Origin of the sequence: Rhizobium alarense (assembly GCF_021555155.1) — a bacterium.
Lineage (GTDB): Bacteria > Pseudomonadota > Alphaproteobacteria > Rhizobiales > Rhizobiaceae > Rhizobium_D > Rhizobium_D alarense.
In genome coordinates this window covers 97,904-119,860 of the sequence record NZ_JAKGBU010000003.1, presented here as the reverse complement: position 1 = coordinate 119,860, position 21,957 = coordinate 97,904, and the positions used below count along the sequence as shown (strand labels likewise).

26 protein-coding genes are annotated in these 21,957 nt (G+C 61.9%); 9 read left to right on the top strand and 17 right to left on the bottom strand.

Going from position 1 to position 21,957, the window contains the following annotated elements; genetic code table 11:
* From LXM94_RS02015 to LXM94_RS01980, 8 genes are all read left to right on the top strand, one after another.
* On the top strand, positions 1–791 hold a 791-nt coding region (locus LXM94_RS02015; protein ID WP_235769477.1), incomplete at its 5' end, for an ABC transporter permease.
* A 2-nt stretch (positions 792–793) separates the two neighbouring features.
* Positions 794–1,714 carry an ABC transporter permease gene (locus tag LXM94_RS02010; RefSeq protein ID WP_235769476.1) on the top strand — a complete coding sequence of 307 codons (921 nt, stop codon included), beginning with the start codon at positions 794–796 and terminating at the stop codon, positions 1,712–1,714.
* A 48-nt stretch (positions 1,715–1,762) separates the two neighbouring features.
* Complete coding sequence (locus LXM94_RS02005) at positions 1,763–2,833, top strand: BMP family ABC transporter substrate-binding protein (protein WP_235769475.1); 1,071 nt, start codon at positions 1,763–1,765, stop codon at positions 2,831–2,833.
* Positions 2,834–2,995: 162 nt separating this feature from the next.
* Positions 2,996–3,958: a galactofuranose ABC transporter, galactofuranose-binding protein YtfQ gene (gene ytfQ, locus LXM94_RS02000; RefSeq protein ID WP_235769474.1), complete on the top strand. Its 963-nt coding sequence runs from the start codon at positions 2,996–2,998 to the stop codon at positions 3,956–3,958.
* A 105-nt stretch (positions 3,959–4,063) separates the two neighbouring features.
* On the top strand, positions 4,064–5,587 hold the full coding sequence (gene ytfR / locus LXM94_RS01995) for a galactofuranose ABC transporter, ATP-binding protein YtfR (RefSeq protein WP_235769473.1): 1,524 nt from the start codon (positions 4,064–4,066) through the stop codon (positions 5,585–5,587).
* Positions 5,584–6,606, top strand: a complete 1,023-nt coding sequence (locus tag LXM94_RS01990) for an ABC transporter permease (RefSeq protein WP_235769472.1) — start codon at positions 5,584–5,586, stop codon at positions 6,604–6,606. Before ytfR ends, LXM94_RS01990 begins: the two co-directional genes overlap by 4 nt.
* Positions 6,603–7,571 (top strand): galactofuranose ABC transporter, permease protein YjfF, encoded by a 969-nt coding sequence (yjfF, locus tag LXM94_RS01985; protein ID WP_235769471.1) that lies wholly within the window; start codon positions 6,603–6,605, stop codon positions 7,569–7,571. The genes LXM94_RS01990 and yjfF overlap by 4 nt, the downstream gene beginning before the upstream one ends.
* 11 nt (positions 7,572–7,582) lie before the next feature.
* Positions 7,583–8,341, top strand: a complete 759-nt coding sequence (locus LXM94_RS01980; protein ID WP_235769470.1) for a FadR/GntR family transcriptional regulator — start codon at positions 7,583–7,585, stop codon at positions 8,339–8,341.
* A gap of 161 nt (positions 8,342–8,502) precedes the next feature.
* On the opposite strand, the gene LXM94_RS01975 is transcribed toward LXM94_RS01980, so the two are convergent.
* Together LXM94_RS01975 and LXM94_RS01970 are read right to left on the bottom strand one after the other, a co-directional pair.
* The gene (locus tag LXM94_RS01975; protein ID WP_235769469.1) at positions 8,503–8,850 is read right to left on the bottom strand and encodes a hypothetical protein; all 348 of its coding nucleotides are present in this window, start codon (positions 8,848–8,850) and stop codon (positions 8,503–8,505) included.
* 67 nt (positions 8,851–8,917) lie between these two features.
* Complete coding sequence (locus LXM94_RS01970) at positions 8,918–9,103, bottom strand: DUF3008 family protein (protein WP_235769468.1); 186 nt, start codon at positions 9,101–9,103, stop codon at positions 8,918–8,920.
* 486 nt (positions 9,104–9,589) lie between these two features.
* On the opposite strand from LXM94_RS01970, the gene LXM94_RS01965 reads away from it, so the two are divergent.
* The gene (locus LXM94_RS01965; protein WP_235769467.1) at positions 9,590–9,880 is read left to right on the top strand and encodes a hypothetical protein; all 291 of its coding nucleotides are present in this window, start codon (positions 9,590–9,592) and stop codon (positions 9,878–9,880) included.
* A 635-nt stretch (positions 9,881–10,515) separates the two neighbouring features.
* Here the strand turns inward: LXM94_RS01965 and LXM94_RS01960 are convergent.
* From LXM94_RS01960 to LXM94_RS01890, 15 genes are all read right to left on the bottom strand, one after another.
* Positions 10,516–11,841, bottom strand: coding sequence for a hypothetical protein (locus LXM94_RS01960; RefSeq protein ID WP_235769466.1), 1,326 nt, complete (start codon positions 11,839–11,841; stop codon positions 10,516–10,518).
* Positions 11,842–12,999: 1,158 nt separating this feature from the next.
* On the bottom strand, positions 13,000–13,413 hold the full coding sequence (locus LXM94_RS01955; RefSeq protein WP_235769482.1) for a DUF3102 domain-containing protein: 414 nt from the start codon (positions 13,411–13,413) through the stop codon (positions 13,000–13,002).
* A gap of 18 nt (positions 13,414–13,431) precedes the next feature.
* Positions 13,432–14,052, bottom strand: coding sequence for a hypothetical protein (locus LXM94_RS01950; protein ID WP_235769465.1), 621 nt, complete (start codon positions 14,050–14,052; stop codon positions 13,432–13,434).
* Between the two features lie 480 nt (positions 14,053–14,532).
* A complete protein-coding gene (locus LXM94_RS01945) occupies positions 14,533–15,726 on the bottom strand; it encodes a hypothetical protein (RefSeq protein WP_235769464.1) in 1,194 nt (397 codons plus the stop codon).
* Positions 15,727–15,930: 204 nt separating this feature from the next.
* Positions 15,931–16,629, bottom strand: coding sequence for a hypothetical protein (locus tag LXM94_RS01940; RefSeq protein WP_235769463.1), 699 nt, complete (start codon positions 16,627–16,629; stop codon positions 15,931–15,933).
* Between the two features lie 2 nt (positions 16,630–16,631).
* Positions 16,632–17,252: a hypothetical protein gene (locus tag LXM94_RS01935; protein ID WP_235769462.1), complete on the bottom strand. Its 621-nt coding sequence runs from the start codon at positions 17,250–17,252 to the stop codon at positions 16,632–16,634.
* A gap of 11 nt (positions 17,253–17,263) precedes the next feature.
* On the bottom strand, positions 17,264–18,757 hold the full coding sequence (locus tag LXM94_RS01930; RefSeq protein ID WP_235769461.1) for a terminase: 1,494 nt from the start codon (positions 18,755–18,757) through the stop codon (positions 17,264–17,266).
* Positions 18,754–19,035 carry a hypothetical protein gene (locus tag LXM94_RS01925; RefSeq protein ID WP_235769460.1) on the bottom strand — a complete coding sequence of 94 codons (282 nt, stop codon included), beginning with the start codon at positions 19,033–19,035 and terminating at the stop codon, positions 18,754–18,756. Before LXM94_RS01925 ends, LXM94_RS01930 begins: the two co-directional genes overlap by 4 nt.
* Entirely contained in the window at positions 19,035–19,445 is a 411-nt protein-coding gene (locus tag LXM94_RS01920; protein WP_235769459.1) for a hypothetical protein, read from the bottom strand. Before LXM94_RS01920 ends, LXM94_RS01925 begins: the two co-directional genes overlap by 1 nt.
* Positions 19,446–19,537: 92 nt before the next feature.
* Positions 19,538–20,209, bottom strand: a complete 672-nt coding sequence (locus tag LXM94_RS01915) for a recombinase family protein (protein ID WP_235769458.1) — start codon at positions 20,207–20,209, stop codon at positions 19,538–19,540.
* Positions 20,210–20,322: 113 nt separating this feature from the next.
* Positions 20,323–20,562, bottom strand: a complete 240-nt coding sequence (locus tag LXM94_RS01910) for a hypothetical protein (protein ID WP_235769457.1) — start codon at positions 20,560–20,562, stop codon at positions 20,323–20,325.
* Positions 20,559–20,861, bottom strand: a complete 303-nt coding sequence (locus tag LXM94_RS01905) for a hypothetical protein (RefSeq protein ID WP_235769456.1) — start codon at positions 20,859–20,861, stop codon at positions 20,559–20,561. The genes LXM94_RS01910 and LXM94_RS01905 overlap by 4 nt, the downstream gene beginning before the upstream one ends.
* Positions 20,858–21,055 (bottom strand): hypothetical protein, encoded by a 198-nt coding sequence (locus LXM94_RS01900; protein WP_235769455.1) that lies wholly within the window; start codon positions 21,053–21,055, stop codon positions 20,858–20,860. The genes LXM94_RS01905 and LXM94_RS01900 overlap by 4 nt, the downstream gene beginning before the upstream one ends.
* Positions 21,052–21,222, bottom strand: coding sequence for a hypothetical protein (locus LXM94_RS01895; RefSeq protein WP_235769454.1), 171 nt, complete (start codon positions 21,220–21,222; stop codon positions 21,052–21,054). Before LXM94_RS01895 ends, LXM94_RS01900 begins: the two co-directional genes overlap by 4 nt.
* Complete coding sequence (locus tag LXM94_RS01890; RefSeq protein ID WP_235769453.1) at positions 21,219–21,929, bottom strand: helix-turn-helix domain-containing protein; 711 nt, start codon at positions 21,927–21,929, stop codon at positions 21,219–21,221. The genes LXM94_RS01895 and LXM94_RS01890 overlap by 4 nt, the downstream gene beginning before the upstream one ends.
* Between the last annotated feature and the right edge of the window lie 28 nt (positions 21,930–21,957).

Below are 21,957 nucleotides of genomic sequence, written 5' to 3'. Positions count from 1 at the left end.
TGGGGTCTGTCGTGCCGGTCGTCTTCCACGACTGGCACGCGCCGCTCGTCCTGCCGCTGATGCTGGTCTTCGGCATGGTCGGCGGCGCGCTCTATGCCGGCATTCCCGCCTTCCTCAAGGCGCAGATGAACACCAACGAGATCCTGACCAGCCTGATGCTGGTCTATATCGCGCAGCTCTTCCTCGACTGGCTGGTGCGCGGCCCCTGGCGCAGCCCCGAGGGCTTCAACTTCCCGGTGACCCGCACCTTTTCGCCGGAGGCGATCCTGCCGGAGATCGTCTCGTCCGGCCGGACCAATCTCGGCTTCCTTTTCGCGATCCTCGCCGCGGCCGCCGTCTGGTTCCTGCTGCGCTACACGCTGAAGGGCTTCGAGGTCACGGTGCTCGGGCAATCGGAGCGGGCAGGGCGCTTCGCCGGCTTCTCGTCGCGCCGCATGGTCTGGTTCTCGATGCTGCTCTCCGGCGCGCTCGCCGGTCTTGCCGGCATTTCCGAGGTCAGCGGCAACATCAACAAGCTGCAGCCCATCATCTCGCCCGGCTACGGCTTCACGGCGATCATCGTCGCCTTCCTCGGCCGGCTCAATCCGCTCGGCATCATCGCCGCCGGGCTGTTTCTCGCGCTCACCTATGTGGGCGGCGAGGCGGTCCAGCTTACCCTCAGCGTCTCCGACAAGGTGACGCGCGTGTTCCAGGGCTTCGTGCTGTTCTTCGTGCTCTCCTGCGACACGCTGATCGCCTATCGCATAAGGCTCGTCTTCGGCGGGCGGGCGCATGCCCGGAAGGAGGCCTGAGGATGGGCATGATCGAAGCCATATTGCTGACCGTCATCACCGCCGCGACGCCGCTGGTGCTCGCCTCGCTCGGCGAACTCGTCACGGAACGGGCCGGCGTGCTCAATCTCGGCGTCGAGGGCATGATGGTGATGGGCGCGGTGCTTGCCTTCGCGGCGACGCAGGTGACGGGATCGCCCTATGTCGGCATCCTTGCCGGCATCGCCTGCGGCGCGGTCTTCTCGCTGCTCTTCGGCTTCCTGACGCTGACGCTGGTCGCCAACCAGGTCGCGACGGGCCTTGCGCTCACCATTCTCGGGCTCGGCATTTCCGGGCAGATCGGTGAGCCCTATGTCGGCCAGTCGGGCGTCAAGCTCGCACCGATCGTCGTTCCGCTGCTCTCCGACATACCGCTGGTCGGCCCGCTGCTCTTCCGGCAGGATCCGATCTTCTATCTGTCGATCGCGCTCGTCGCCGGGGTGAACTGGTTCCTGTTCCGCAGCCGTGCCGGCCTGAAGATCCGCGCCATCGGCGACAATCACGGCTCGGCCCACGCGCTCGGCATCGACGTCATCCGCATCCGCTATCTGGCCGTGATGTTCGGCGGTGCCTGCGCAGGGCTCGCTGGCGCACAGCTCTCGCTCGTCTACACGCCGCAATGGGTGGAGAACATGTCGGCGGGGCGCGGCTGGATCGCGCTGGCGCTCGTCGTCTTCGCCTCCTGGCGGCCCTGGCGCGTGCTTGCCGGCGGCTACCTGTTCGGCGCCGTCTCGATCAGCCAGCTGCATGCCCAGGCGCTCGGTCTCGGCATCCCCTCGCAGTTCCTCTCGGCTCTTCCCTACGCCGCCACTGTTGTCGTACTAATCCTCATATCACACAACCGGCGCACGACGTTGATCAACACGCCCGCCTGCCTCGGCAAGGCCTTCGTGCCCGATCGGTGAAGAACAAGAACGACGGGAAAACCAACGCTCAAACCTACAGAGGTAGACATGAAAAAACTGATTCTCGCCCTCGCAACCTCGGCAGCCGTGCTCGGCTTTTCAGCCGCCGCCGGCGCCCAGGACGCCACCAAGGTCTGCTTCATCTATGTCGGCTCGAAGACCGACGGCGGCTGGACCCAGGCGCATGACATCGGCCGGCAGGAGCTCCAGGCCCATTTCGGCGACAAGATCGAGACGCCCTTCCTCGAAAACGTCCCGGAAGGCCCCGACGCCGAGCGTGCGATCGAGCGCATGGCGCGCTCCGGCTGCGGCCTGATCTTCACCACCTCGTTCGGCTTCATGGACCCGACGATCAAGGTCGCGGAGAAGTTCCCGGACGTGAAGTTCGAGCACGCCACCGGCTACAAGTCGGGACCGAACGTCGCGACCTACAATTCGCGCTTCTATGAAGGCCGCTACATCCAGGGCCAGATCGCGGCGAAGATGTCGAAGGCGGGCGTCGCCGGCTACATCGCCTCCTTCCCGATCCCGGAAGTGGTGATGGGCATCAACTCCTTCGTGCACGGCGCGCAGTCGGTCAATCCGGACTTCAAGGTGAAGGTCATCTGGGCCAACACCTGGTTCGATCCCGGCAAGGAAGCCGACGCCGCCAAGGCCCTCATCGACCAGGGCGTCGACATCCTGACCCAGCACACCGACACGACCGCGCCGATGCAGGTCGCCGCCGAGCGGGGCATCAAGGCCTTCGGCCAGGCCTCCGACATGATCAAGGCCGGGCCGGAAACCCAGCTGACGGCGATCGTCGACACCTGGGGCGCCTATTACATCAAGCGCACCCAGGCGCTCCTCGACGGCAAGTGGGAGACGACCTCGAGCTGGGATGGCCTGAAGGACGGCATCCTGACCATGGCGCCCTATACGAACATGCCGGACGACGTGAAGGCGATGGCCGAGGAGACCGAGGCCAAGATCCGCTCCGGCGAACTGCATCCCTTCACCGGGCCGGTCAGCAAACAGGACGGCACGGCCTGGCTGAAGGACGGCGAGAAGGCCGACGACGGCACGCTGCTCGGCATGAACTTCTATATCGCCGGCGTGGACGACAAGCTGCCGCAGTGATCGGCGCCGGTTGCATCGGCCATTCGGAAGGGCACCCTCGCGGGTGCCCTTTTCCGTTGACGGAAAACAGCGGGACGGGAGGAAATTGCGTATTTACAATAGTAATACAATATGATTTTTCTTACGTGGCTGCTGAGGAGCAGCTTTCTTTGGGAGGAAATCATGAAACTCAAAATCGCACTCGCCAGTGCCACGATTCTCGCAGCCTCGGTTTTCACCGCCGCATCGGCCGCCGACATGACCGTCGGCTTCTCGCAGATCGGCTCGGAGTCCGGCTGGCGTGCCGCCGAAACGACGCTGACGAAGCAGCAGGCCGAACAGCGCGGCATCGACCTGAAGTTCGCCGACGCCCAGCAGAAGCAGGAAAACCAGATCAAGGCGCTGCGCTCCTTCATCGCGCAGGGCGTCGACGCCATCCTCGTCGCCCCGGTCGTCGCGACCGGCTGGGACGAGGTTCTGCAGGAAGCCAAGGATGCCGAAATTCCGGTGATCCTGCTCGACCGGACGGTCGATTCGTCCGACGATCTCTATATGACGGCCGTCACCTCCGACCTCGTCCATGAAGGCAATGTCGCCGGCAAGTGGCTGGTCGACACCGCCGCCGGCAAGCCGTGCAACGTCGTCGAGCTGCAGGGCACGACCGGCTCCTCGCCGGCCATCGACCGCAAGAAGGGCTTCGAGGAGGCGCTTGCCGGCCACGACAACCTGAAGATCGTCCGCAGCCAGACCGGCGACTTCACCCGCACCAAGGGCAAGGAAGTCATGGAAAGCTTCCTGAAGGCGGAAGACGGCGGCAAGACCATCTGCGCGCTCTACGCCCACAACGACGACATGGCCGTCGGCGCCATCCAGGCGATCAAGGAAGCAGGCCTGAAACCCGGTACCGACATCCTCGTCGTGTCGATCGACGCGGTTCCGGACATCTTCCAGGCGATGGCCGCCGGCGAGGCGAATGCCACGGTCGAACTGACGCCGAACATGGCCGGCCCCGCCTTCGACGCGCTGGACGCCTTCTTCAAGGACGGCACGCTGCCCAAGAAGTGGATCCAGACCGAATCGAAGCTCTACACCCAGGCTGACGAGCCGATGAAGGTCTACGAGGAGAAGAAGGGCCTCGGCTACTGATCCCTCCCGGACGCCGCGCTTCTTGAAAGGCGCGGAACCGCGTAACATCGGGCGGCGGGCCGGCTTCGGCCGCGCCGCCCGCATGCCGGCAATCGGGAAGGAAAGATGCAGTCCAGCAACGACATCATTCTGGCCGCGACGGGGATCGACAAGGTCTTTCCCGGCGCCAGGGCCCTGAACAGGGTCGACTTCGCGCTCCGGCGCGGCGAGGTCCACGCGCTTCTCGGCGAGAACGGCGCCGGCAAGTCGACGCTCATCAAGTGCCTGACGGGCGCCTATCGCCGCGACGCCGGCCGCATCCTGCTCGACGGCGCCGAGATCGATCCGGCGAGCACGCTGGAAGCGCAGGGGCTCGGCATCGGCACGGTCTACCAGGAGGTCAACCTGCTGCCGAACCTCTCGGTCGCCGAAAACCTCTTTCTCGGACGCCAACCGCGGCGCTTCGGGCTGGTCGATGCGCGGGCGATGAACCGGCAGGCGCGGGCGCTGCTCGCCGACTACGAACTCGACATCGACGTCACCGCCGACCTCGCGCGCTACTCCGTCGCCGTGCAGCAGGTCGTCGCCATCGCGCGCGCCGTCGACCTTTCCGGCAAGGTCCTGATCCTCGACGAGCCGACCGCCAGCCTCGACACCCATGAGGTCGCGATGCTCTTCCGGATCGTTCGCCGGCTAAAGGAGCGCGGCCTCGGCATCGTCTTCATCACGCATTTCCTCGAGCAGGTCTACGAGGTCTCGGACCGGATCACGGTCCTGCGCAACGGAAAGCTCGTCGGAACGCGGGAGACCGCGGCGCTTGCCCGGCGCGACCTGATCGCCATGATGCTCGGCCGCGAGCTCGACGCCGAGGTGCATGTGCGCCAGCAGGGCGTCGCGGCCGCCGGCGGCATCCGCTACCGCTTTTCCGGCTACGGGCGAACCGGCCATGTCCGGCCGTTCGATCTTGCGGTGCGCAAGGGGGAGGTCGTCGGCGTCGCCGGCCTGCTCGGCTCCGGCCGCACGGAGACCGCCGAAATCCTGTTCGGCGCCGAGCGGGCCGACAGCGGTACGGCCGAGATCGACGGCAGGCCTGTCGATCTCTCCTCGCCGCGCGCCGCCATCCGCAACGGCTTCGGCTTCTGCCCGGAGGACCGCAAGACCGACGGCATCGTCGGCGACCTGTCGCTGCGCGAGAACATCGCGCTGGCGCTGCAGGCGCGGCAGGGCTGGATGAAGCCGATCGCGCGCCGCGAGCAGGAGCGGCTCGCCGACCACTATATCCAGGCGCTCGACATCCGCACCACGGACCGCGAGAAGCCGATCAGGCTGCTGTCCGGCGGCAACCAGCAGAAGGCGATCCTCGCCCGCTGGCTCGCCACCAACCCGGAATTCCTCATCCTCGACGAGCCGACGCGCGGCATCGACGTCGGCGCCCATGCGGAGATCATCCGGCTCATCGAAACGCTTTGCGAAGAGGGCATGTCGCTGATCGTCATCTCCTCCGAACTGGAGGAACTCGTCGCCTACAGCTCCCGCGTCCTCGTGCTGCGCGACCGCGCCCATGTCGCCGAGCTCGTCGGCGAGGCGGTGACGACGCACAACATTGTCGAGGCGATCGCCGCGTCCGGCGGCGGGGAGGCGGCCCGATGAGCGCGCTCCGTTCCCATGCGACGCGGTTGCTGCCGCAGGTCATCGCGCTCGCGATCGTGCTGGCGATGATCTCGCTCGCCTTTCCGGGCTTCTTCCGCCTCGAGATCCAGAACGGCCGGCTCTATGGCAGCGTGATCGACATCCTCAACCGCGGCGCGCCTGTGGCGCTGCTGGCGATCGGCATGACGGTGGTGATCGCCACGAAGGGCATCGACCTTTCGGTCGGCGCGGTGATGGCGATCTGCGGCGCCGTCGCCGCTGCCTCGATCACCTCCGGCCAGTCGCTGGCGATGACGCTCGTCATCACGCTTGCGACGGGCATCGCCTGCGGCGTCTGGAACGGCCTGCTCGTCGCGGTGCTCGACATCCAGCCGATCATCGCGACGCTCGTGCTGATGGTCGCGGGGCGCGGCATCGCGCAACTCATCACCGAGGGCGCGATCCTCACCTTCAACCATCCGGGCCTGATCTTCATCGGCTCCGGCTCCTTCGCCGGCCTGCCGATGCCGGTCGTCATCTGGCTGCTCTTCGGCCTCGTCGTGGCGCTCGTCGTGCGCCGCACGGCGCTCGGCATGCTGGTCGAGGCGCTCGGCATCAACCGGCGCGCCTCGACGCTGGCCGGCGTTTCGACCGGCGTGCTGCTGATGGCGGCCTACATGCTGTCCGGCCTCTGCGCGGCGATCGCCGGCATCATCGCCGCCGCCGACATCAAGGGCGCCGACGCCAACAATGCCGGGCTCTGGCTGGAACTCGACGCGATCCTTGCCGTCGTCGTCGGCGGCACGTCGCTGCTCGGCGGCCGCTTCTCGATCGCCGGCTCGCTGATCGGCGCGATGATCATCCAGTCGATCAACACCGGCATCCTGCTCTCCGGCTTCCCGCCCGAGTTCAACCTCATCATCAAGGCAGCGATCATCGTGCTGATCCTCGTCATCCAGTCGCCGCGCGCGCAACAGGCCCTCGTTTTCCTGTCGCGCCGCCGCGCCGCCGACAATCCCAAGGAGCAGGAGGCGAAATGAACACGCGTTTTCTTCCGCTTGCCGCCACGGTCGCGATCTTCCTCGTCGCCTATCTGCTCTGCTTCCTGCAGTATCCGAACATGCTGTCGACGCGGGTGATCGGCAACCTCCTGACGGACAACGCCTTTCTCGGCATTGCGGCGGTCGGCATGACCTTCGTGATCCTGTCCGGCGGCATCGATCTTTCGATCGGCTCGGTGATCGCCTTCACCGGCGTCTTCCTGGCCGTGCTGATGGAGCAGACGGCGATCCATCCGCTCGCCGCCTTCGTGCTGGCGCTCGCCGTCTCCACGGCCTTCGGCGCGCTGATGGGGGCGATCATCCATCACCTCGAAATGCCGCCCTTCATCGTCACGCTCGCCGGCATGTTCCTCGCCCGCGGCATGGCCTTCGTGCTGTCGATCGATTCGATCCCGGTCAAACACCCGTTCTACGCGACGCTGAAGAGCTTCTACTACAAGCTGCCGGGGGGAGGGCGCATCACGCTGATCGGCGGGCTGATGCTCGTCGTCTTCGCGCTCGGCATCCTCATCGCCCACCGCACGCGCTTCGGCACCAATGTCTACGCGCTCGGCGGCGGCGTGCAGACGGCGCGGCTGATGGGCGTGCCGGTCGGCCGCACGACGGTGGCGATCTATGCGCTGTCCGGCTTTCTCGCTGGCCTTTCGGGAATCGTCTTCTCGCTCTATACCTCCGCCGGCTATTCGCTGGCGACCGTCGGGGTCGAACTCGACGCGATCGCCGCGGTGGTGATCGGGGGGACGCTGCTGACGGGGGGATCGGGTTTCGTCGCAGGCACGCTGGTCGGCATCCTCATCCAGGGCCTCATCCAGACCTACATCACCTTCGACGGCACGCTGTCCAGCTGGTGGACGAAGATCTTGATCGGGCTTTTGCTTTTTGCATTCATTCTGATGCAGAAAGGTTTCATATACCTGTCACAGAACAAGAGGCGATACGCCTGACGGAGGGGGACGTGCGCAAGGGGTTGCTCGAGACAGTCATCACCGGGGCCGGCACACGCACGAGCCATGCGCAGGTCGTCAACGAACTCGGCCGCTCGATCATCGCCGGCGAGATTCCCGTGGGTGCGACGTTGCCGGGCGACGCGGAGCTCGCCGCCCGCTTCAAGGTGTCGCGCACCGTGCTGCGCGAGGCGATGAAGACGCTGGCCGCCAAGGGCCTGATCGTGCCGCGCGCCCGCATCGGCACGCGCGTGACGCCGCGACAGCAGTGGAACCTGTTCGACAGCGACATCCTGACCTGGCATTTCACGGTGGGCGTCACCGAGGAGTTCCTGCTGCATCTGAGCGAGATCCGTCTCGCCTTCGAGCCGCATGCGGCGGCGCTGTCCGCGCGCTTCGCCTCCGATGCCGAGATCAGCCAGATGATGCGGCTTGCCGTCGCCATGGGCGACCCGGCCCACAGCGCCGAGACGCTTGCCGTCGCCGATCTGAAATTCCACCTCGCCGTGCTCGAAGGCTCGGGCAATCCGTTCTTCCACACGATCGGCAGCCTGATCGAGGCGGCGCTCGTCGGCGTCTTCAAGCTGAGCTCGCCTGCGGCCGACCGCGGCAAGATCGACGACGTCGCCGCGACGCATATCCGGATCGTCGAGGAGATCCGCCGCCGCGACGAGGACGGCGCGCGCCGCGCCATGGAAAATGTCATCCGGGTGGGACGCGACCGCGTCGTCGGTGCGATCGAGGCACGCAAGACGGCCGTCGACGGTTAGGCATTTCCGCCGGAAACGGGATCGCCGGACTGCTTTGGCGTGCGGACCAATTCAATGGGTCCGCACCTTGAAGTTTTGTTTTTGCCGTATTGTCCGGACTCCGGCGCCGAAGCGCTTTCGCTTCGGCCGGACATGCGGCGGCCGGCGGCACGCCGCGGCGGTCAGGCGTCGTTGCTGGCGTTCAGCTCTTCCGGCCGCAGCCCCTCGTCCGGCTGGCCCTGGTCGATCTGCGCGGCCCCCATCGCCTGGTAGAGGTTGAAGAGCGCCTCGCTGGCGCGGGAGGCGAGGCGGAACCACTGTGCGTCCCCGACGATCGCCGGATGGGCGACAAGGTGCTGGTCGAGCAGATCGAGCACGATCGACGCGGTATGGGTCGCTTCGTGGCCGCCGAGCGTGCCGGGCGCGTTGCGGGAGAGCAGGGTGGCCACGGGCATGCCGCGCTCGCGCGCCATCGCCGCCAGCCGCTTCAGCCGCTCGTCCTCGAGCTCGATGTCGGTGCTTTCTATCATGGCATCCATCTTGTCACAGGCCCCCGGCGGTGTCGAGGAGCCGCGGGCGGGCGGGTTCCATCCGGCGTCAGTCGCCCTTCTTCTTCGGGAGGCGGGCGCGTTCGGTGGAGGCAAGTTCGTCGAGTTCCTTCTCGCTCATCGACTGCACCATCTGCTTCGAGGCGCCCTTGAGCTTGTTCCTCGGCATGTCGCCGCGCTTGGCGGCGAGTGCGGCGCCGGCTGCTTTCTGCTGGGCCTTGGAGGTGGCGGGCATGGTCCTTCCTTTCACGGTTCGACAGGTGGGGCGGCTCTTCGCACCCCTCCTGCAGCCAACGGCAAGCCGCGCGGATTGTTCCGCGCCGCGCGCGCCGGCGGTCTCCGCAAGGAGCGGCGGCAGAGGCGGCGTCGCGTTCCGGTTGACGCCGCCGGCGGAAAGGCGCTAAAGGCGGCGGAGCGTCGCCCGCTCGACGGCCGCCGGCCCGTCGAATGGCCGGAGGCGCCCGCGGGAATGGGTGTCCGAGTGGTTTAAGGAACCGGTCTTGAAATTCGGTTCGACGCGTCTTTCATCATCTTGTTGGATACCGGGAAGTGCCGGTATTTCACGGGATTTGGTGATTGCAGGCCCGCTTCATATCCCTTCATTTTTCTCTGTGCTACCGAGTAGGGTAGCAAAATGGTAGCAACCTGTTCCCTAAACATTCAACGCCTTGACTTGGGCGTGTATCCTGTAATTCTGAACTCTCTAGATGTGGAGGGTGGCATGAATATTGAACTCAACGAAGCCGGCGGATCGGCGAAAGCCGTAGATGGAACCGCACCAAGCCATTGGCCAAAGGGCGTCGGCCCAATATCCTGGAACGCGTTCGAACTTCTAGGGGTAGACGATGCGGACAATCTTTATTGGGACGGAAAGCGGATAAAGACAGAAGTTGCTCTTGGAAAGGCAGCCCAGTTGGTGGGCGGTCTAATCGCGCTTTTCACTTTTCTGGCTGCGGCGGCAACGGTATCCATGGCAATAGTGGACGTGTGGCGCTACCAGGCAGGGATGTAGTTACATGACTGGCTGTGTCGTCGCCAGCCCGTGTCGCTCAGCTTGCCACGAAGCCATGGGAGGCCTGCGGATCATATTGTTCGCAACCGCAGTCTCCCTCATTTCGATGGGACAAGGGCGCGCTCAAGTGCCCGCCGACGCCTTGGAACACCTTCCGCCCGAGCTCTATGGAATGCCGACTGCCTCGCTGACGGCGATGATGAATTGCGTTTGGTCAAAGACCGTCACGAGGGGCGCAAACATCCAGTATCAGATTTCGTTGGGAATGAACGTCGTCGGCATGATAGCGGCCTATTGCGGCGATCAGTCGGGGTTGACTTGGCATTGCGGGAGAGTGGGATATCCCGCATCCTTTTGCGCAGATTTGGTCACGAGCGCTGTTGAACGCGGCCTCAAGGAGGAATTGGAACGTGCCGCCCGATAGGCTGACTATCTGCCCCTCAATCTCCTTCGTAACATCAGCAAAACTCTCTTGCCGGGCCGATTCGCAACGAGTCGACTGAATTGACCCGATGAGAGGATCGCCCCCCGTATGAACCGACCATCCTACGCACCGAGGGCCTTTCTTCCTTGCCCTCGTTGGGAGCGAGTCCAGCAATTCTATACCATAATGCCCGGGATGGGAGGCCGCTTTCTCAGTAGGCGTCGTAGACGTGAATGTGGTTGTTCTGGGCTTGATATCGTACGACGGCCGGAGAGACATCCAGTTCTTCCGCGATCTCTGCGACACGGTACGATGACAAGCCATTACTGCTGCGAGACCGTAGATAGGCGCTCGGGGCCAGCATTTCGGCGGCAAATGCACGGCTTGCCTGCTGGTCGCGTGTTCTTGCGCCGGTTATCAGGCGAATATTTTTGTCGAAGGCAATCGACATAAACACCCCGCGTGCGGCGGTGAATTTCTTGTGAGCGCTCCTGCCCGCAGGCAATGCAAGCCGCACCTCTCTCCGCTCTCTGGAGTCCAAGGCTCCCGTAACGGGTTGCGTGTCGCTGTTGTCATTCTGCTTTGCGAACCCGCCGCCGGCAAAATCAATGCCGATTTCCCGCAAGATGTCCTCGCCCCCGGCCGGCTCTCGCGACGACTTTCCGAAGTGCCGACGTACCTCTTCGGCAACATCAAGCCCCCAACGCCAAGCCGCAGCGTCGAGCCGCTCATCTGGAAGCCTTATCTGTGAAATCTGAGTAGCGTCGAACGTCTGGGCCTCGCCCAAGTGAGCGAACATTTCCCCGGCCTGACTGGCAACCATGCGGAAGCTTCGTTCGTCGGCAGCTTGGCAGAGATCGAACAGTACAGGGAATGGTAAGTGCTCGGAAAGCTTGTCCAATATCCCGTCGACGTCATCATTCGCATCATACGGATTTAGGCCGAGCGCGCCGACGAGCTGGCAATAAGCCGCTGTCTCCGCGTCCGTTCCCTCGATCAATCCCCAAAGCTCCTGCGCGAGTGTATTGGAGATACTTGCTCCGCTCAGGCGTGCCATAACGGTCCGCATGAAAGTCCGCAGGCCGCTCTCCAACTCCGATCGCAGAACTTCTCCACGAAAATCGGCTGTAAACGTCAATCTGGCGTGGCGCAGGTAGGTATCGCGCGACACAATCTCGACGCGGTCACCAGTGGGCACGATCCACACGTCCGGTAACGCGAAGCCTGCTCTGGCCGTCCCAAGCCAATGTCGAGTTCTAAAGCTGTCGTTGTCCTCCCAATCCCCCTTACGAGGCTCAAAAAGTAGCGACCACCAGTTTGACGCCAGCCATTCCGCCAGCGGGTAAGCCGGTATCTCCACTTCGTCGCCTACGTCACCCTTGTCGCTCTTATAGCTCGTCAAGACGGAGTTAGCAGCGGAAATCGATAGGCGAGCGAGAGTGCGATCGTGTGCGCGTGCGACATCAATCTCGTTGTCTATCCATCGAGCGTCGATCAAGAAACCGCTTGGGAGGCGATCGTTTACTGATGTGGCCATTGTCGCTTATCTTCCAGTGGGTAGGCGTGATACTCTCCATTTTCAGAGTTGGTCAGCCTAGCCTCATATAGGACGTCGTCGTCTTTGTGCCAAGCGTAACGGGGATAGTGCCCCTCGAAGGCGGCTGATACCGTCCCAGCCTTAATCGCGGCCCGCAAGGCAGCCGTGGCCGACTGGCGATCCCATTTCGGGTCGCATTTGCTTGCGTGTGGATATCGTCGTGTTTTCGGCATTCCCATTTTCGATCCCGCCGGTCGGTGGTATGGACTGCCAGCGTAGATAGCTTTCGTTGATGCGACTTTAAGAGCCGCAATCACCATCTCGTGGCAGTTAACCAGGTCAAGAAGCTGTTTGGACTTTGATTTGTTCCTGGCTTTTGTCGTCCGCCGTTCAGGCTTCTTCAGCATTATCCCGCCTATAAGCCGAGCATTTCCCCTAGCGGTAAACGTGTCGCACATCGAACAAGCCGTCAAGGTGACTCGCCTTTCGATTGTCTTGTTGCTTCATTCCCCGACACGGTGGCGAAGATTTCGGCGATCCCATCCCGGCTTGAAAGGGCGGAGCGATTTCCGTCCCATGGGATGGTTCAGTCAAGCTCGGGGTAAAACACCGCAATCCCGGCAATGATCGACCAATCAATCGAGAGTTTCCAGCGGAAATGACGCTCGGACACTACGCCTGTCAGCACGATGGTCAGCCCCGAATTGTTAACAGTATTAGGCAATTTGGAAAGCTGGCGAAGACAAGCCCTACCCAATCGGAAGTTGGCTACCTTTCGATCTTTTTCATGCCGCTGGAAACCGATTTTTCGGAAAATTCAACAATTCGTGGTTTTCTGTCTATCGAGTCTACACAGCCATTTGCGTTCTATGGGAACAGGGCAAGCACTACCATCTTTACCTGCGCACCTCTCATTGACCACATCAAGGAACTCTTGAAGGAGCACACAGATGTCCCTCGCAACCCTCCCCAAGGTCAGTCGCGAAACCGATCAGAGGACAGATTCAAGTCGCCCGAAGAAGCTCAGTGAAGAGGCCGCGGATATCTGGCGACGGCATAAGAGGGGCGAGTTAAACACAAACGAGGCTGCCAAGCGGTTAGGTCAACTCAAGAAACGGCATCGAAACATAATTGACCGAATGATCGATGGATCGGCTTTTACACCTTCGCAGCCCGCATAAAACGCTGCGCTTGAGTGTAGGAAATCCCGCTCTTCTGCTCGATCCAGGGCCGGAAATGTCCGCGCGGCAGCTGGGCTTTGACCTCCAGCAGCTTGCGACCGAGTTCGGCTTGCTTTTCCTGCGACAGGCGAGCCCATGGACGCGGGGGAACGGGTTGCTGCGGTCTTTGCCTCGGCGCTCCGAAATCCGGCGCTGTGATGCGCATATAGGCTTCTCTGCACGCCCGCTGCTTTTCCACTGGCAGCGCCTTGAACTGATGAAGGCTCATGCCGGACGCAAAGGCAAAGGATGCGATCTCCCGATTTGGACCACGTATCCTGCGTAGCCGGACATATTGCCAGTCGTTCAGTTGCCGAATGGTGCCAATCCCTTCGACCTCGATTTCCGTCATTGTCACGGGTGGCGTCCCCTATCTGTTGGAATTCGGCCCGCATACGTGCCAGGACATTTGATAGCCAGCTTCGTTCTCACGCCCGTAGCACCATCCGCGTTCATCAAGCATCTTCCCATAGGTTTCGCGGGATTCGCAGCCTGTGTGCATTCGAGGGTCCGAGGGAGAATGCCCGCGGCAAAAACCGTTTGCTTCGTTCCAAAGGCCAATGATGTTCTCTACCGGCCACGCCACGTCGGGAAATTGCCAGCTCGGATTGAGTGCTGGACAATGGGCGAAGACCCGTTCTCCGAGACGGAATGACGTAGCGGTCAGCGTGACGTATCGTCCTTCGACGCTCTCTGTTTCGCCCTCGTTCTCGCAGCTTGCTCGAAAAGAAACCTGATCACCCTCGGTGGACACCTTGAGCACGGTGCAGACCATTTCGTAGGCATTGAAGATGCGATTTCCGCTCAGTACCCTGACCATTGCGCCAACACGATCGCCATGCTTCTCGATAAGCTGGTCTTCACTCATCCAGCAAAGGTCAGGGTTAGTAACATAGCGGCCATCCGGGAACGGCAAGACGCCTGCGAGGGTCAGTGAAGGCGCAAAGGAAAACCCTGCCGCGAAAATGACCATCGGCCAAAGCCTAATCATGAATTCCTCCCCAAAAATCAAACTGGATGGCATTGTGCATGCGGTGGCGCCGTATTCCAACTTTGTCCTATGCCAGTATTACGAAAGCTGCCACCACAGCGGCGGCAGCGCCGAACGATGCAATGGGAAGGAAGGATGCAAGGCGCTCGCTGTAGGCCCTTGCACAGGCATGAATGGCTCGCATGATGGCACCCCTATTGTAGCGGCATGTTGGGGGCTGGTGGAGCGTCCATCGCCAAAACGGTTCGGCGGAGGCGTTCCGCGTTCTCAGCATCCCATAACGGGCCTTGTGGCTCACCCGTGATTTCTTCGACGATGAGCGCCCCAGCCGTAAGCCGATCGACAAACTCTTGCGCCGTGATCGACGGCGGACCGCAGAAGAACAATTTAAGCGCCTCTTACTCCTTCCGAGAGTTCGCCGTCACCAGTTCGAACACGACGTCGATGTGCTTTTTATACGAGAGCCATCGAGCACCTATCTCAGTTATAGAGACCACCGGTCGCGGTTGAACCAGCGGAGTTGCCGGGGAAGTAGTTAGCTCCACCACCGAACGTGTAGATGTTGCCGCCCAGGATGGCGGTGTAGCGGGAGCCGGTTGCCGAGCCGCTATAGGTGACGAGGCCCGAGTTGATGCCGATGAGGGCGCTCAGGCTGCAAAACGCGAACTGTGTGAAAGCCGGAGTTCCAGTCAGCGTCACAATTGCCGAGCCGACTGTGCCGTATGCCAGAAGCGCCTTGTTCGTGACCTGGTAGTGGAAAGGGGATGCCCCGACGATGGAATACGCGCCGTTGAACGTGACAAGAGACCCACCGCTCGCGTTGATGTGAGACACGGCGGCGGTGTTGAATTCGATAGTATCAAACTCAAGGGTTCCCCCACGGCTCGTGGCGAAGCAGCTTGCCCCGGATGATGTGAGACGCATGCCCCGCACCATGATCTGCGCATTGTTGGAAGACCGGATGCAGTCGCCAGCCGTCGAAAGCACCACGTTTGCCGGCGTGCCGGTGTTGCCGACGATCTGGAAAGAGCCTGGACCAGGCGCACCGGTCAAAACGCCGGACGCAGTGAGCGCCGAGGTGTAGGTGCCGTCTTCCACGTCGATTGTTATGTTGTAACCAGCGAGATTGATGTTCGCGAGGACGAAATCCCATGCGTGCTGCAGTGTTGCCCATGCCGTGCCGGATGTCAGTCCGTCATTGCTGTCGCTGCCCGTAGTGGAGACGTAATAGGTGCGGTTTGCCGCAAGCGTCTCCTGAGGATACGGGAAGAACGGCAGCCAGTTGGTGCCACCGGCATCGGGGTCCGTGGTGTTGTCGTCCGCAGCATTCAGCCAGAAGCCGGTGAACGTGGTGGAGGCGAGCAGTGCGCCCTGAGGGTATCCCCCGATAGCCGTCGAAAAAGCGCTGCTGTAGGGCACTGGAGAGCCGGCCCCCTGCCAACGGTTCCATTCCGTGATCTGCTTCAGAAGTCCGTTCGTGTCCTGCCCGAAAGGCGGAACTCCCCCTGCCCCGACAGGCAGGAAGTTCTGCGGAGGAAAACCGTCCGTCAGGGAGGCGCGCCCATCGCTGATACCAATCTGCGACGCCTCCGGGATGGGATAGGTGATGAAGCCCCCACCCGCACTGTCTGCGAACGGAATGTTGAAGCGATCCGGCACGTCAATGAGTTTCATGGTCTAGATCCTGAAATTTGAAGGGAAGTGCCACCCGGTTCCACCAGGAAGCGAGGGAAATCGGGTGGCAATGCTGGCCCGGCTCCGACAAAAGGAGACCTGCGAAGGTCGTCAGAGACTGTCCAACTGCGGCGGTTGTTTCGGGCACCGGCCGCTGGCCCGCCCGCGCGTGCAAAGGGACGAAAACGCACGGGGCTACCATGGTCACACCTCCGGCAGCGGCGCTTTCGCGTCCGCCATCAGGGCATGGAACGCTGATTCCCAAGGCTCGATTGTGCCGGCAACTTCCGCGTCGTTGTCAGACTTCCCCCAGCCCGGCATTCTGATGAACGGGTTATTCAGCAGCCGTTCGCGTGCGCGTTGCTCTTCTGTGGGGGGCCAGGTCTGGTCCCGATTGCTGAGGAAGATCAGCAGCGTAAACAGCGGGCCCAGATCGGCCAGCGCTTCCAGAATGCGCTTTTCGACATCGGCGGCTTTCGTGGCCAGAACGGCGCCGGCCGCTTTTTCGACACGGCGCGCGCTCGCCTTCAAAACTTCCTCGGCATTGTCCTTTGCGACATCAAGAGACGACAAAACATCCTGCGCAGTGGACATGATTTCTTCGACCTCGGAGAGACGTGCTTGCGCAGCCTTCAGGTCGTGGTCGGCAAGGTCGGTGCCGTCGAGAACGCGCTGTGCGGCGCGCACGGCCCGGCTGTCGATCATTTCGGCAATCTTGGCCGAAAGGGTCTCGATCTCATCCCGAATGTCCCAGGTGCGGCGCTCGGCCTGTTCCAATGCGGCGCAAATCCGATCACGCTCCTGTTTTGCAGAAGCATGGGATTCGATCGCCCGGCGCAATTCGATGCGCAGCGGGTCGTCCTGTTCCGGTGCCGTGCGGACAAGCTTTGCGAGGGCGCCCATGATTAGAGACCTCTCGGCTTGACAGCAGCGGCGCCGGGGAAGCGCTCGGCAAAGCTCGCGTCACTCGCTGCCGATGTCGGGACATATTTCTTGCCCCGTGGTGCCGCGTAGGCTTTCACCCGCGCGACTTCGGGATGACGGGACGCAAAGGCCTTATCGTCAGCGCGTTCCGTGCGCTCCAGTGCGGCGCGCTCTTCGTCGGACAGGTCGCGGCGTTCTTTCTCGCTGTCACGTGCCTTCTTGCCTGCAACGGCTTCCGGTGCCGGCGGGTTGTCCTTCGCCCGTCGATCATGGGCCTTCGTCGCGAAATCGACGCCGCCCTGATGCGCCATTCGGGCAACGGCCATCAGTTCGTCCAAGGTGAATAGGGCTTCCGTCTGTTCCGCCTCTGGCTGACCTTCGTCAAAGGCGCGACCATAGCGGGAAGCGTCGAACCTGCCGCCGCGTGAGAAGTCGCTAACCGGAATGGCCTTGGTCACGGATTTGCCCCGGCGCTTCATTCCAGCAGGCAACGCATCGTAAGCGCCATCGGGGTTGTTTGACGTAAGGTGCGGGTTTGCCCGCAAGAACACCGAAAAGTTGTGTAGTTCCCGGTCTGTGAGCATTCCAGAGTGGCCGTGCATGACAGTTCCTTTCAATGTCTGATGTGCTGTTGGGAGAAGCCGGCGCCGGCCATGGGGAAGGCACGCGGGTTGACTGTCGCGGCCGATGCGGCGACGGCTTCGGCGCTGATCGACATGCCACGCTTCTGGCGAGCGGCTACCAGCGCGCCGGCAGCGGCATTGCTCAGATCGTCATGGCCACCTTTGGGGTGATCCACCTTGTCACGACCGGATGAGACGGTGCGCCGTTCCAGCGAGACGAATTGGCTGGCCAGCTTCTTGTGGTCGAGTAGCCGCGCACGCCCGGAAGAAAACAGCGGGAGCGCTTCAAGGTAGAGCTGGCTCCGATCCTTCTCGACAGGCACATAGCGAAGACCGGCGCGCATGAAGGCGTCAACAGTGAAACCAGCCGCGTACCTGTCGCCCTCGATCGACGTGCAACCGTATTCAGCTGCCAGTGCTGCAACCTGTTCCACCGCAGCGTTCGGGCTGAAGGGTGGCCGCACTTCGATGAGCGCATCCAAGACCACGTTGTTGCCCTCGGCATGGCTTATGGCAGCGGTGAAACTGTCCTTGCCCGTCCCGCCGGCTACGTCCGCGAAGGCGTGATATCTCACCCTGTCAAGACGGGGACGAACCACAACATCACGATCCGTTGCGGCTTCCACCAGCTCGCGGCTGATGAAGTCAGCGAGGTCGCTGCGAAACTGTGCATCCCATTCGGCGCTTGCCGCTTCAGGATCTTCCTCAAAAGCCGCGTCTCTTTCGGCCGGATCAAGGGTCGGATTCATCGTCAGGCTTGGCGCCTGAATGACAAGCACGCGGTCATCGTTCTCGCCAAAGTGCTTGGCGAACTTATCGAAGAGCAACCCTTTGCTCTTGTGCGGGCTGCTGATGCCAATCACCATGCTCTCAGGTGCCAGCGTGGCCATGCCAGGCACAAGAGCGCGGAAAAGCTCGGTGTCAGGGCTGGCGCTGTTCTCGTCCCGGTAGAACGCGACTTCATCAAGGATGATTGCGAGGTAAGCCCTACCTCGGCTGGATCGAAAGTTGTTGGTGCTGACGATGATCTCGGAATCGTTGTCCAGAGTCAGCGTGTTGGCAGTGTCCGTCACGATGCGGTCGGCAAGGTCGGGATGTTCTGCCAACATCGCCTTGATGTATCGGAACACGATCTTTGCCTGGTCCCGGTCACTGGCGATACATGCGATGGTCGCCAGTTCGCCGGGACGTAGCCGGCCAATGTGCGCTTCCTCAATGCCTGCGACAAACGCCGCGATCAGGGATGCAACAGAGTCCTTTCCGCCGCGCCTGCCGACCACGAGCCACAATTCACGCACGCGCTGTTGGGGAGGTTCGCGACCTCCAGCCACCTGATCGAAGATCGAACGCTCTTCAGTCGTCAAGGGAAGGGCATACGCAGCTTTGAGCACAGCGCGCCATGCGAGCCACGACGAGCCGCTGAACAGGCTCCCGAAAGCATCAGCGTCCGTCATGGCATCTTCGATAGTGACTGGGTTCGTCATGCCGGCTCCTGAGTGAGCCTATGAATGGCAACCCATGCCTCGGCAAGGCGCTGATCGATCCGCGTCAGAAGGTCGTCAAACTGCTGCGGCGTCATTCCGCTGTAGGGCTCGGACCATTGCGGGGGCAAACCCATGGTGGCTCGTACCACCCCTTTGTGAAGGGGGAGGATTTCAAAGCGCAAGGCCATGATGCTTTCCAGCAGCACAGCGGGCGCCGCCTCTTGCGACAGGGGCGGAAACGGGAGGGCCAAGACATCGTTGCGGGGCTGCTCGTTCATCAGGCAGCTGCCTTGTTGGCCAGGAGCTTGTCCCGTAGGCTGTTGCTGGAACTGGTGCGCAAGCCAGCCTTGGCAATCGTCGCCTTGGCCTTCAGGCCGTTCATCAGGCGTTGCAGGACGTTGGAGATGCGCACCAGTTCGTCGGTGTCCACATCCTCGCCTAGAAGGATGGCGGTCTGCATACGCTCGGCTTCTATGGCTACGGCAGCGGCCTGTCGGACCATGGCGCGCATGGGTTCGGACATGACAGCATCGCCGCCAAGCTCGGTACTGAACTGATAGACGAGATCACGGAAGCGCCGTGCGGGGGCGCTCCTGCCGTCCACGCCTTGAACAAGGCGCGAACCATTCGAAACCGCAGAACGAGCGGTGCGAGACGAGGGGGCGATATGGCGGCTTGTTTGGGTCATGGCCCAGACAGTTGCCGCTAGATCGCAGGCAGTTCAATCCGGGAAACAACGCGATGGGCGCTGCTGTGCCGTAGCGCGCCAAGACGTTGATTTTACACGACGGCTAGAACGCGCTGCACCTGTGAGGCCGTCCATACAGACCCGCCTCGTGCCGTAGGTATGCCCTTCGACGTCAGGGCCGTAGCGATGCCATTTGCACTTGTGACGCCGCATGCCCTGATCTCGTCAATGACCGGCATGAGATCGGCCGCACGGGCACTGGCTTTGGCCCTCCGGGCCTCCTGGCTAGCCTTGCGAGCGTCATCGGATATCACGCTACCCCTGAAGCCTCCAAGCTTTTGACCGCGTGCCTTGGCCGCTGCAAGGGCTGCCTTGGTGCGCTGGCTGATCATCTTCCGTTCGGCCTGTGCGACGACAGCCATGATGCCGACAACCATTTCATTCGCTTCCGGCATATCGGCCGCAACGAACCGGATACCAGCCTTTTGCAGGCTGAGAAGGAATGCAGCGTCACGGGACAGGCGATCAAGCTTGGCAATGACGAGCGTGGCGCCGTGAAGCCGGCACAGTCCCATGGCCTCCGCAAGCTTGGGCCGGTTGTCCTTGCTGCCGCTTTCGATCTCGACAATCTCTTGGACCAGCGTCCAGTTGCCGCCGTTGAGGAAGTCAGCAACCGCCTGCCGCTGCGCTTCAAGACCGAGACCAGACCGGCCTTGGCGTTCCGTTGAGACGCGCAAATACGAGATAAACCGTCCGTCTGCCATGGCCTCAAATCCTTAGCGTTTATGTCAACCTTCGATGACAGTACCGCAAATGAAATGGAACGCAAGCACTTTTCAAGCCTCGCGCTCCAGAAAATATAGCGATTTCAATGGGTTCACTGGGCTGGCTTCCTGCCCTTCACAGTCGCCTTTTCCCGTTCTTCTGCTGCTTTCTGCTCAGCATCGACCAGCCATTTGCGGAGTGTTTCAGGTCGTGCGCATGGCTTTCGGCCCTCGCCAAGATAGAAGATCGGTAGCCTACCGTTTTGCGCCGCCCACGATACTTGGCGGGGTGTCATTCCCATGAAGCGGGCAATGGGTTTGTATCCCATGAGGAGTTCGGGTTCTGAGGTCATGCGGTTCCCCCGTCTTCTGTCATAAGGGCCGCGATGTTCCGAGCCTCGATGACGGCTTCCAGCTTCATGAGGGGGATGATACGGGCCACATCATCGGAGTTCGCGCCGTTGCTGAGGAGATAGCTCCGTAGCCGCTCCAGGGATTGGTCCACCTTTGCCATGGCGTCTTGTGGTGGAAGCCCGTCAAACATCGCTGTGGGGATGATCTGACGGGCTACGTTGCGGGCATGGTCTCTTGCCGTTTCAAGGCAGGCAGCCGATTTAGCCAGCGGCGTAGGGATGATGGTGACGTTGCTCATGCCCACGCCTCCCGGACCTTCTGGAGCGCGCTGATAACGAGATCGAGGTTTTCCCGACCTGCAATCGTAATCGTCACTTGGCCTTCCTCGACGTCCTCTTGGCTGATCCAAACCGTGTCATCGAAGACGCGGAACGCGATGTAATCCTGATGGGGGACAACGATGATGTCTTGGCTTTCCACTCGCTCGTTCATGCCGCGCCTCGCTTCCGTTCAAACTCCGGCCGGTACAGCTTCGCCGGCTCCGGGTACTGCGGATCGACCTCCGGCATATTCCGCACGATGATGGGCACGAGATCGATGACTTGGGCCGAAGGCCGATTGTCTGCCCAGGTGAAGAGATCGAGTTGATCCTTTTTCATGCTGCCATCCTCCTGAGAACTTCCGGGGTCATCTTGCGCTCGTGCAACAGCCTGAGGGCTTCACGGTGTTTGGTGGGATCTGGAATGTTTCTGCTGATCCATGAACCGAAGTCGGACTCGTTCGATGGGATGATCCCTCGCGGATACGTAACCTCTCTACCGTCAGAGCAAGAATCTGAAGGTGTTCTATTAAGGTAGTTCTCAGTAAGGTGTTTGGGTTGCAGCGGTGCAACTTCGGGAGATTGCACATTTGCAACTTCGGGAGATTGCAGCGGTGCAACGTCGCGAGGTTGCTTACGTGCAACTTCGAGCCTCTGGCGCCGACGCTGCTGTGCCGTTTCCCTTGCCTGATCTTCGCGCTGCAGTTTGCCATCAATGACGGCGTTCAGGCGGTCGGTCACGAAGCTGTAACAGTAGGATTCGATTCGGCTGTTGCGCCTTCTGCTAAGCCATTGCCGTCCGCCATTAGGATCGCACATTCGGTTAAGGCTGCGCATGACAGTATCGCGATGCACGCCTAGTTGCGCCGCAAGACGCTCCAACGAGGGGTGCGCATCCCTCGTCTTGGCGTTGACGTGCTGCATCATGCGGAACGCTACACGGAAATCGATGTCGTCCAATTGGGCATCGCAGGACATGGCATCGATAATGTCCAGCTTCCACGAGGTGAAGCTTTGCACTTCTGCTTGGGAAAGGGCATCGCTCAAACCTGTGCCCTCCGATGCGGCCTGAAGC

What these genes read in the sequence shown, in the direction of transcription:
- LXM94_RS01920 (WP_235769459.1), bottom strand. Translation starts at nt 19,445, where the DNA reads ATGACCCAAACAAGCCGCCATATCGCCCCCTCGTCTCGCACCGCTCGT.
- ytfR (WP_235769473.1), top strand. Translation starts at nt 4,064, where the DNA reads ATGCAGTCCAGCAACGACATCATTCTGGCCGCGACGGGGATCGACAAG.
- LXM94_RS02005 (WP_235769475.1), top strand. Translation starts at nt 1,763, where the DNA reads ATGAAAAAACTGATTCTCGCCCTCGCAACCTCGGCAGCCGTGCTCGGC.
- LXM94_RS01915 (WP_235769458.1), bottom strand. Translation starts at nt 20,209, where the DNA reads ATGGCAGACGGACGGTTTATCTCGTATTTGCGCGTCTCAACGGAACGC.
- LXM94_RS02010 (WP_235769476.1), top strand. Translation starts at nt 794, where the DNA reads ATGGGCATGATCGAAGCCATATTGCTGACCGTCATCACCGCCGCGACG.
- LXM94_RS01940 (WP_235769463.1), bottom strand. Translation starts at nt 16,629, where the DNA reads ATGGGCGCCCTCGCAAAGCTTGTCCGCACGGCACCGGAACAGGACGAC.
- LXM94_RS01910 (WP_235769457.1), bottom strand. Translation starts at nt 20,562, where the DNA reads ATGACCTCAGAACCCGAACTCCTCATGGGATACAAACCCATTGCCCGC.
- LXM94_RS01955 (WP_235769482.1), bottom strand. Translation starts at nt 13,413, where the DNA reads ATGACGGAAATCGAGGTCGAAGGGATTGGCACCATTCGGCAACTGAAC.
- LXM94_RS01965 (WP_235769467.1), top strand. Translation starts at nt 9,590, where the DNA reads ATGAATATTGAACTCAACGAAGCCGGCGGATCGGCGAAAGCCGTAGAT.
- LXM94_RS01900 (WP_235769455.1), bottom strand. Translation starts at nt 21,055, where the DNA reads ATGAACGAGCGAGTGGAAAGCCAAGACATCATCGTTGTCCCCCATCAG.
- LXM94_RS01895 (WP_235769454.1), bottom strand. Translation starts at nt 21,222, where the DNA reads ATGAAAAAGGATCAACTCGATCTCTTCACCTGGGCAGACAATCGGCCT.
- LXM94_RS01935 (WP_235769462.1), bottom strand. Translation starts at nt 17,252, where the DNA reads ATGCACGGCCACTCTGGAATGCTCACAGACCGGGAACTACACAACTTT.
- LXM94_RS01950 (WP_235769465.1), bottom strand. Translation starts at nt 14,052, where the DNA reads ATGATTAGGCTTTGGCCGATGGTCATTTTCGCGGCAGGGTTTTCCTTT.
- LXM94_RS01990 (WP_235769472.1), top strand. Translation starts at nt 5,584, where the DNA reads ATGAGCGCGCTCCGTTCCCATGCGACGCGGTTGCTGCCGCAGGTCATC.
- LXM94_RS01945 (WP_235769464.1), bottom strand. Translation starts at nt 15,726, where the DNA reads ATGAAACTCATTGACGTGCCGGATCGCTTCAACATTCCGTTCGCAGAC.
- ytfQ (WP_235769474.1), top strand. Translation starts at nt 2,996, where the DNA reads ATGAAACTCAAAATCGCACTCGCCAGTGCCACGATTCTCGCAGCCTCG.
- LXM94_RS01970 (WP_235769468.1), bottom strand. Translation starts at nt 9,103, where the DNA reads ATGCCCGCCACCTCCAAGGCCCAGCAGAAAGCAGCCGGCGCCGCACTC.
- LXM94_RS01960 (WP_235769466.1), bottom strand. Translation starts at nt 11,841, where the DNA reads ATGGCCACATCAGTAAACGATCGCCTCCCAAGCGGTTTCTTGATCGAC.
- LXM94_RS01925 (WP_235769460.1), bottom strand. Translation starts at nt 19,035, where the DNA reads ATGAACGAGCAGCCCCGCAACGATGTCTTGGCCCTCCCGTTTCCGCCC.
- yjfF (WP_235769471.1), top strand. Translation starts at nt 6,603, where the DNA reads ATGAACACGCGTTTTCTTCCGCTTGCCGCCACGGTCGCGATCTTCCTC.
- LXM94_RS01905 (WP_235769456.1), bottom strand. Translation starts at nt 20,861, where the DNA reads ATGAGCAACGTCACCATCATCCCTACGCCGCTGGCTAAATCGGCTGCC.
- LXM94_RS01930 (WP_235769461.1), bottom strand. Translation starts at nt 18,757, where the DNA reads ATGACGAACCCAGTCACTATCGAAGATGCCATGACGGACGCTGATGCT.
- LXM94_RS01975 (WP_235769469.1), bottom strand. Translation starts at nt 8,850, where the DNA reads ATGATAGAAAGCACCGACATCGAGCTCGAGGACGAGCGGCTGAAGCGG.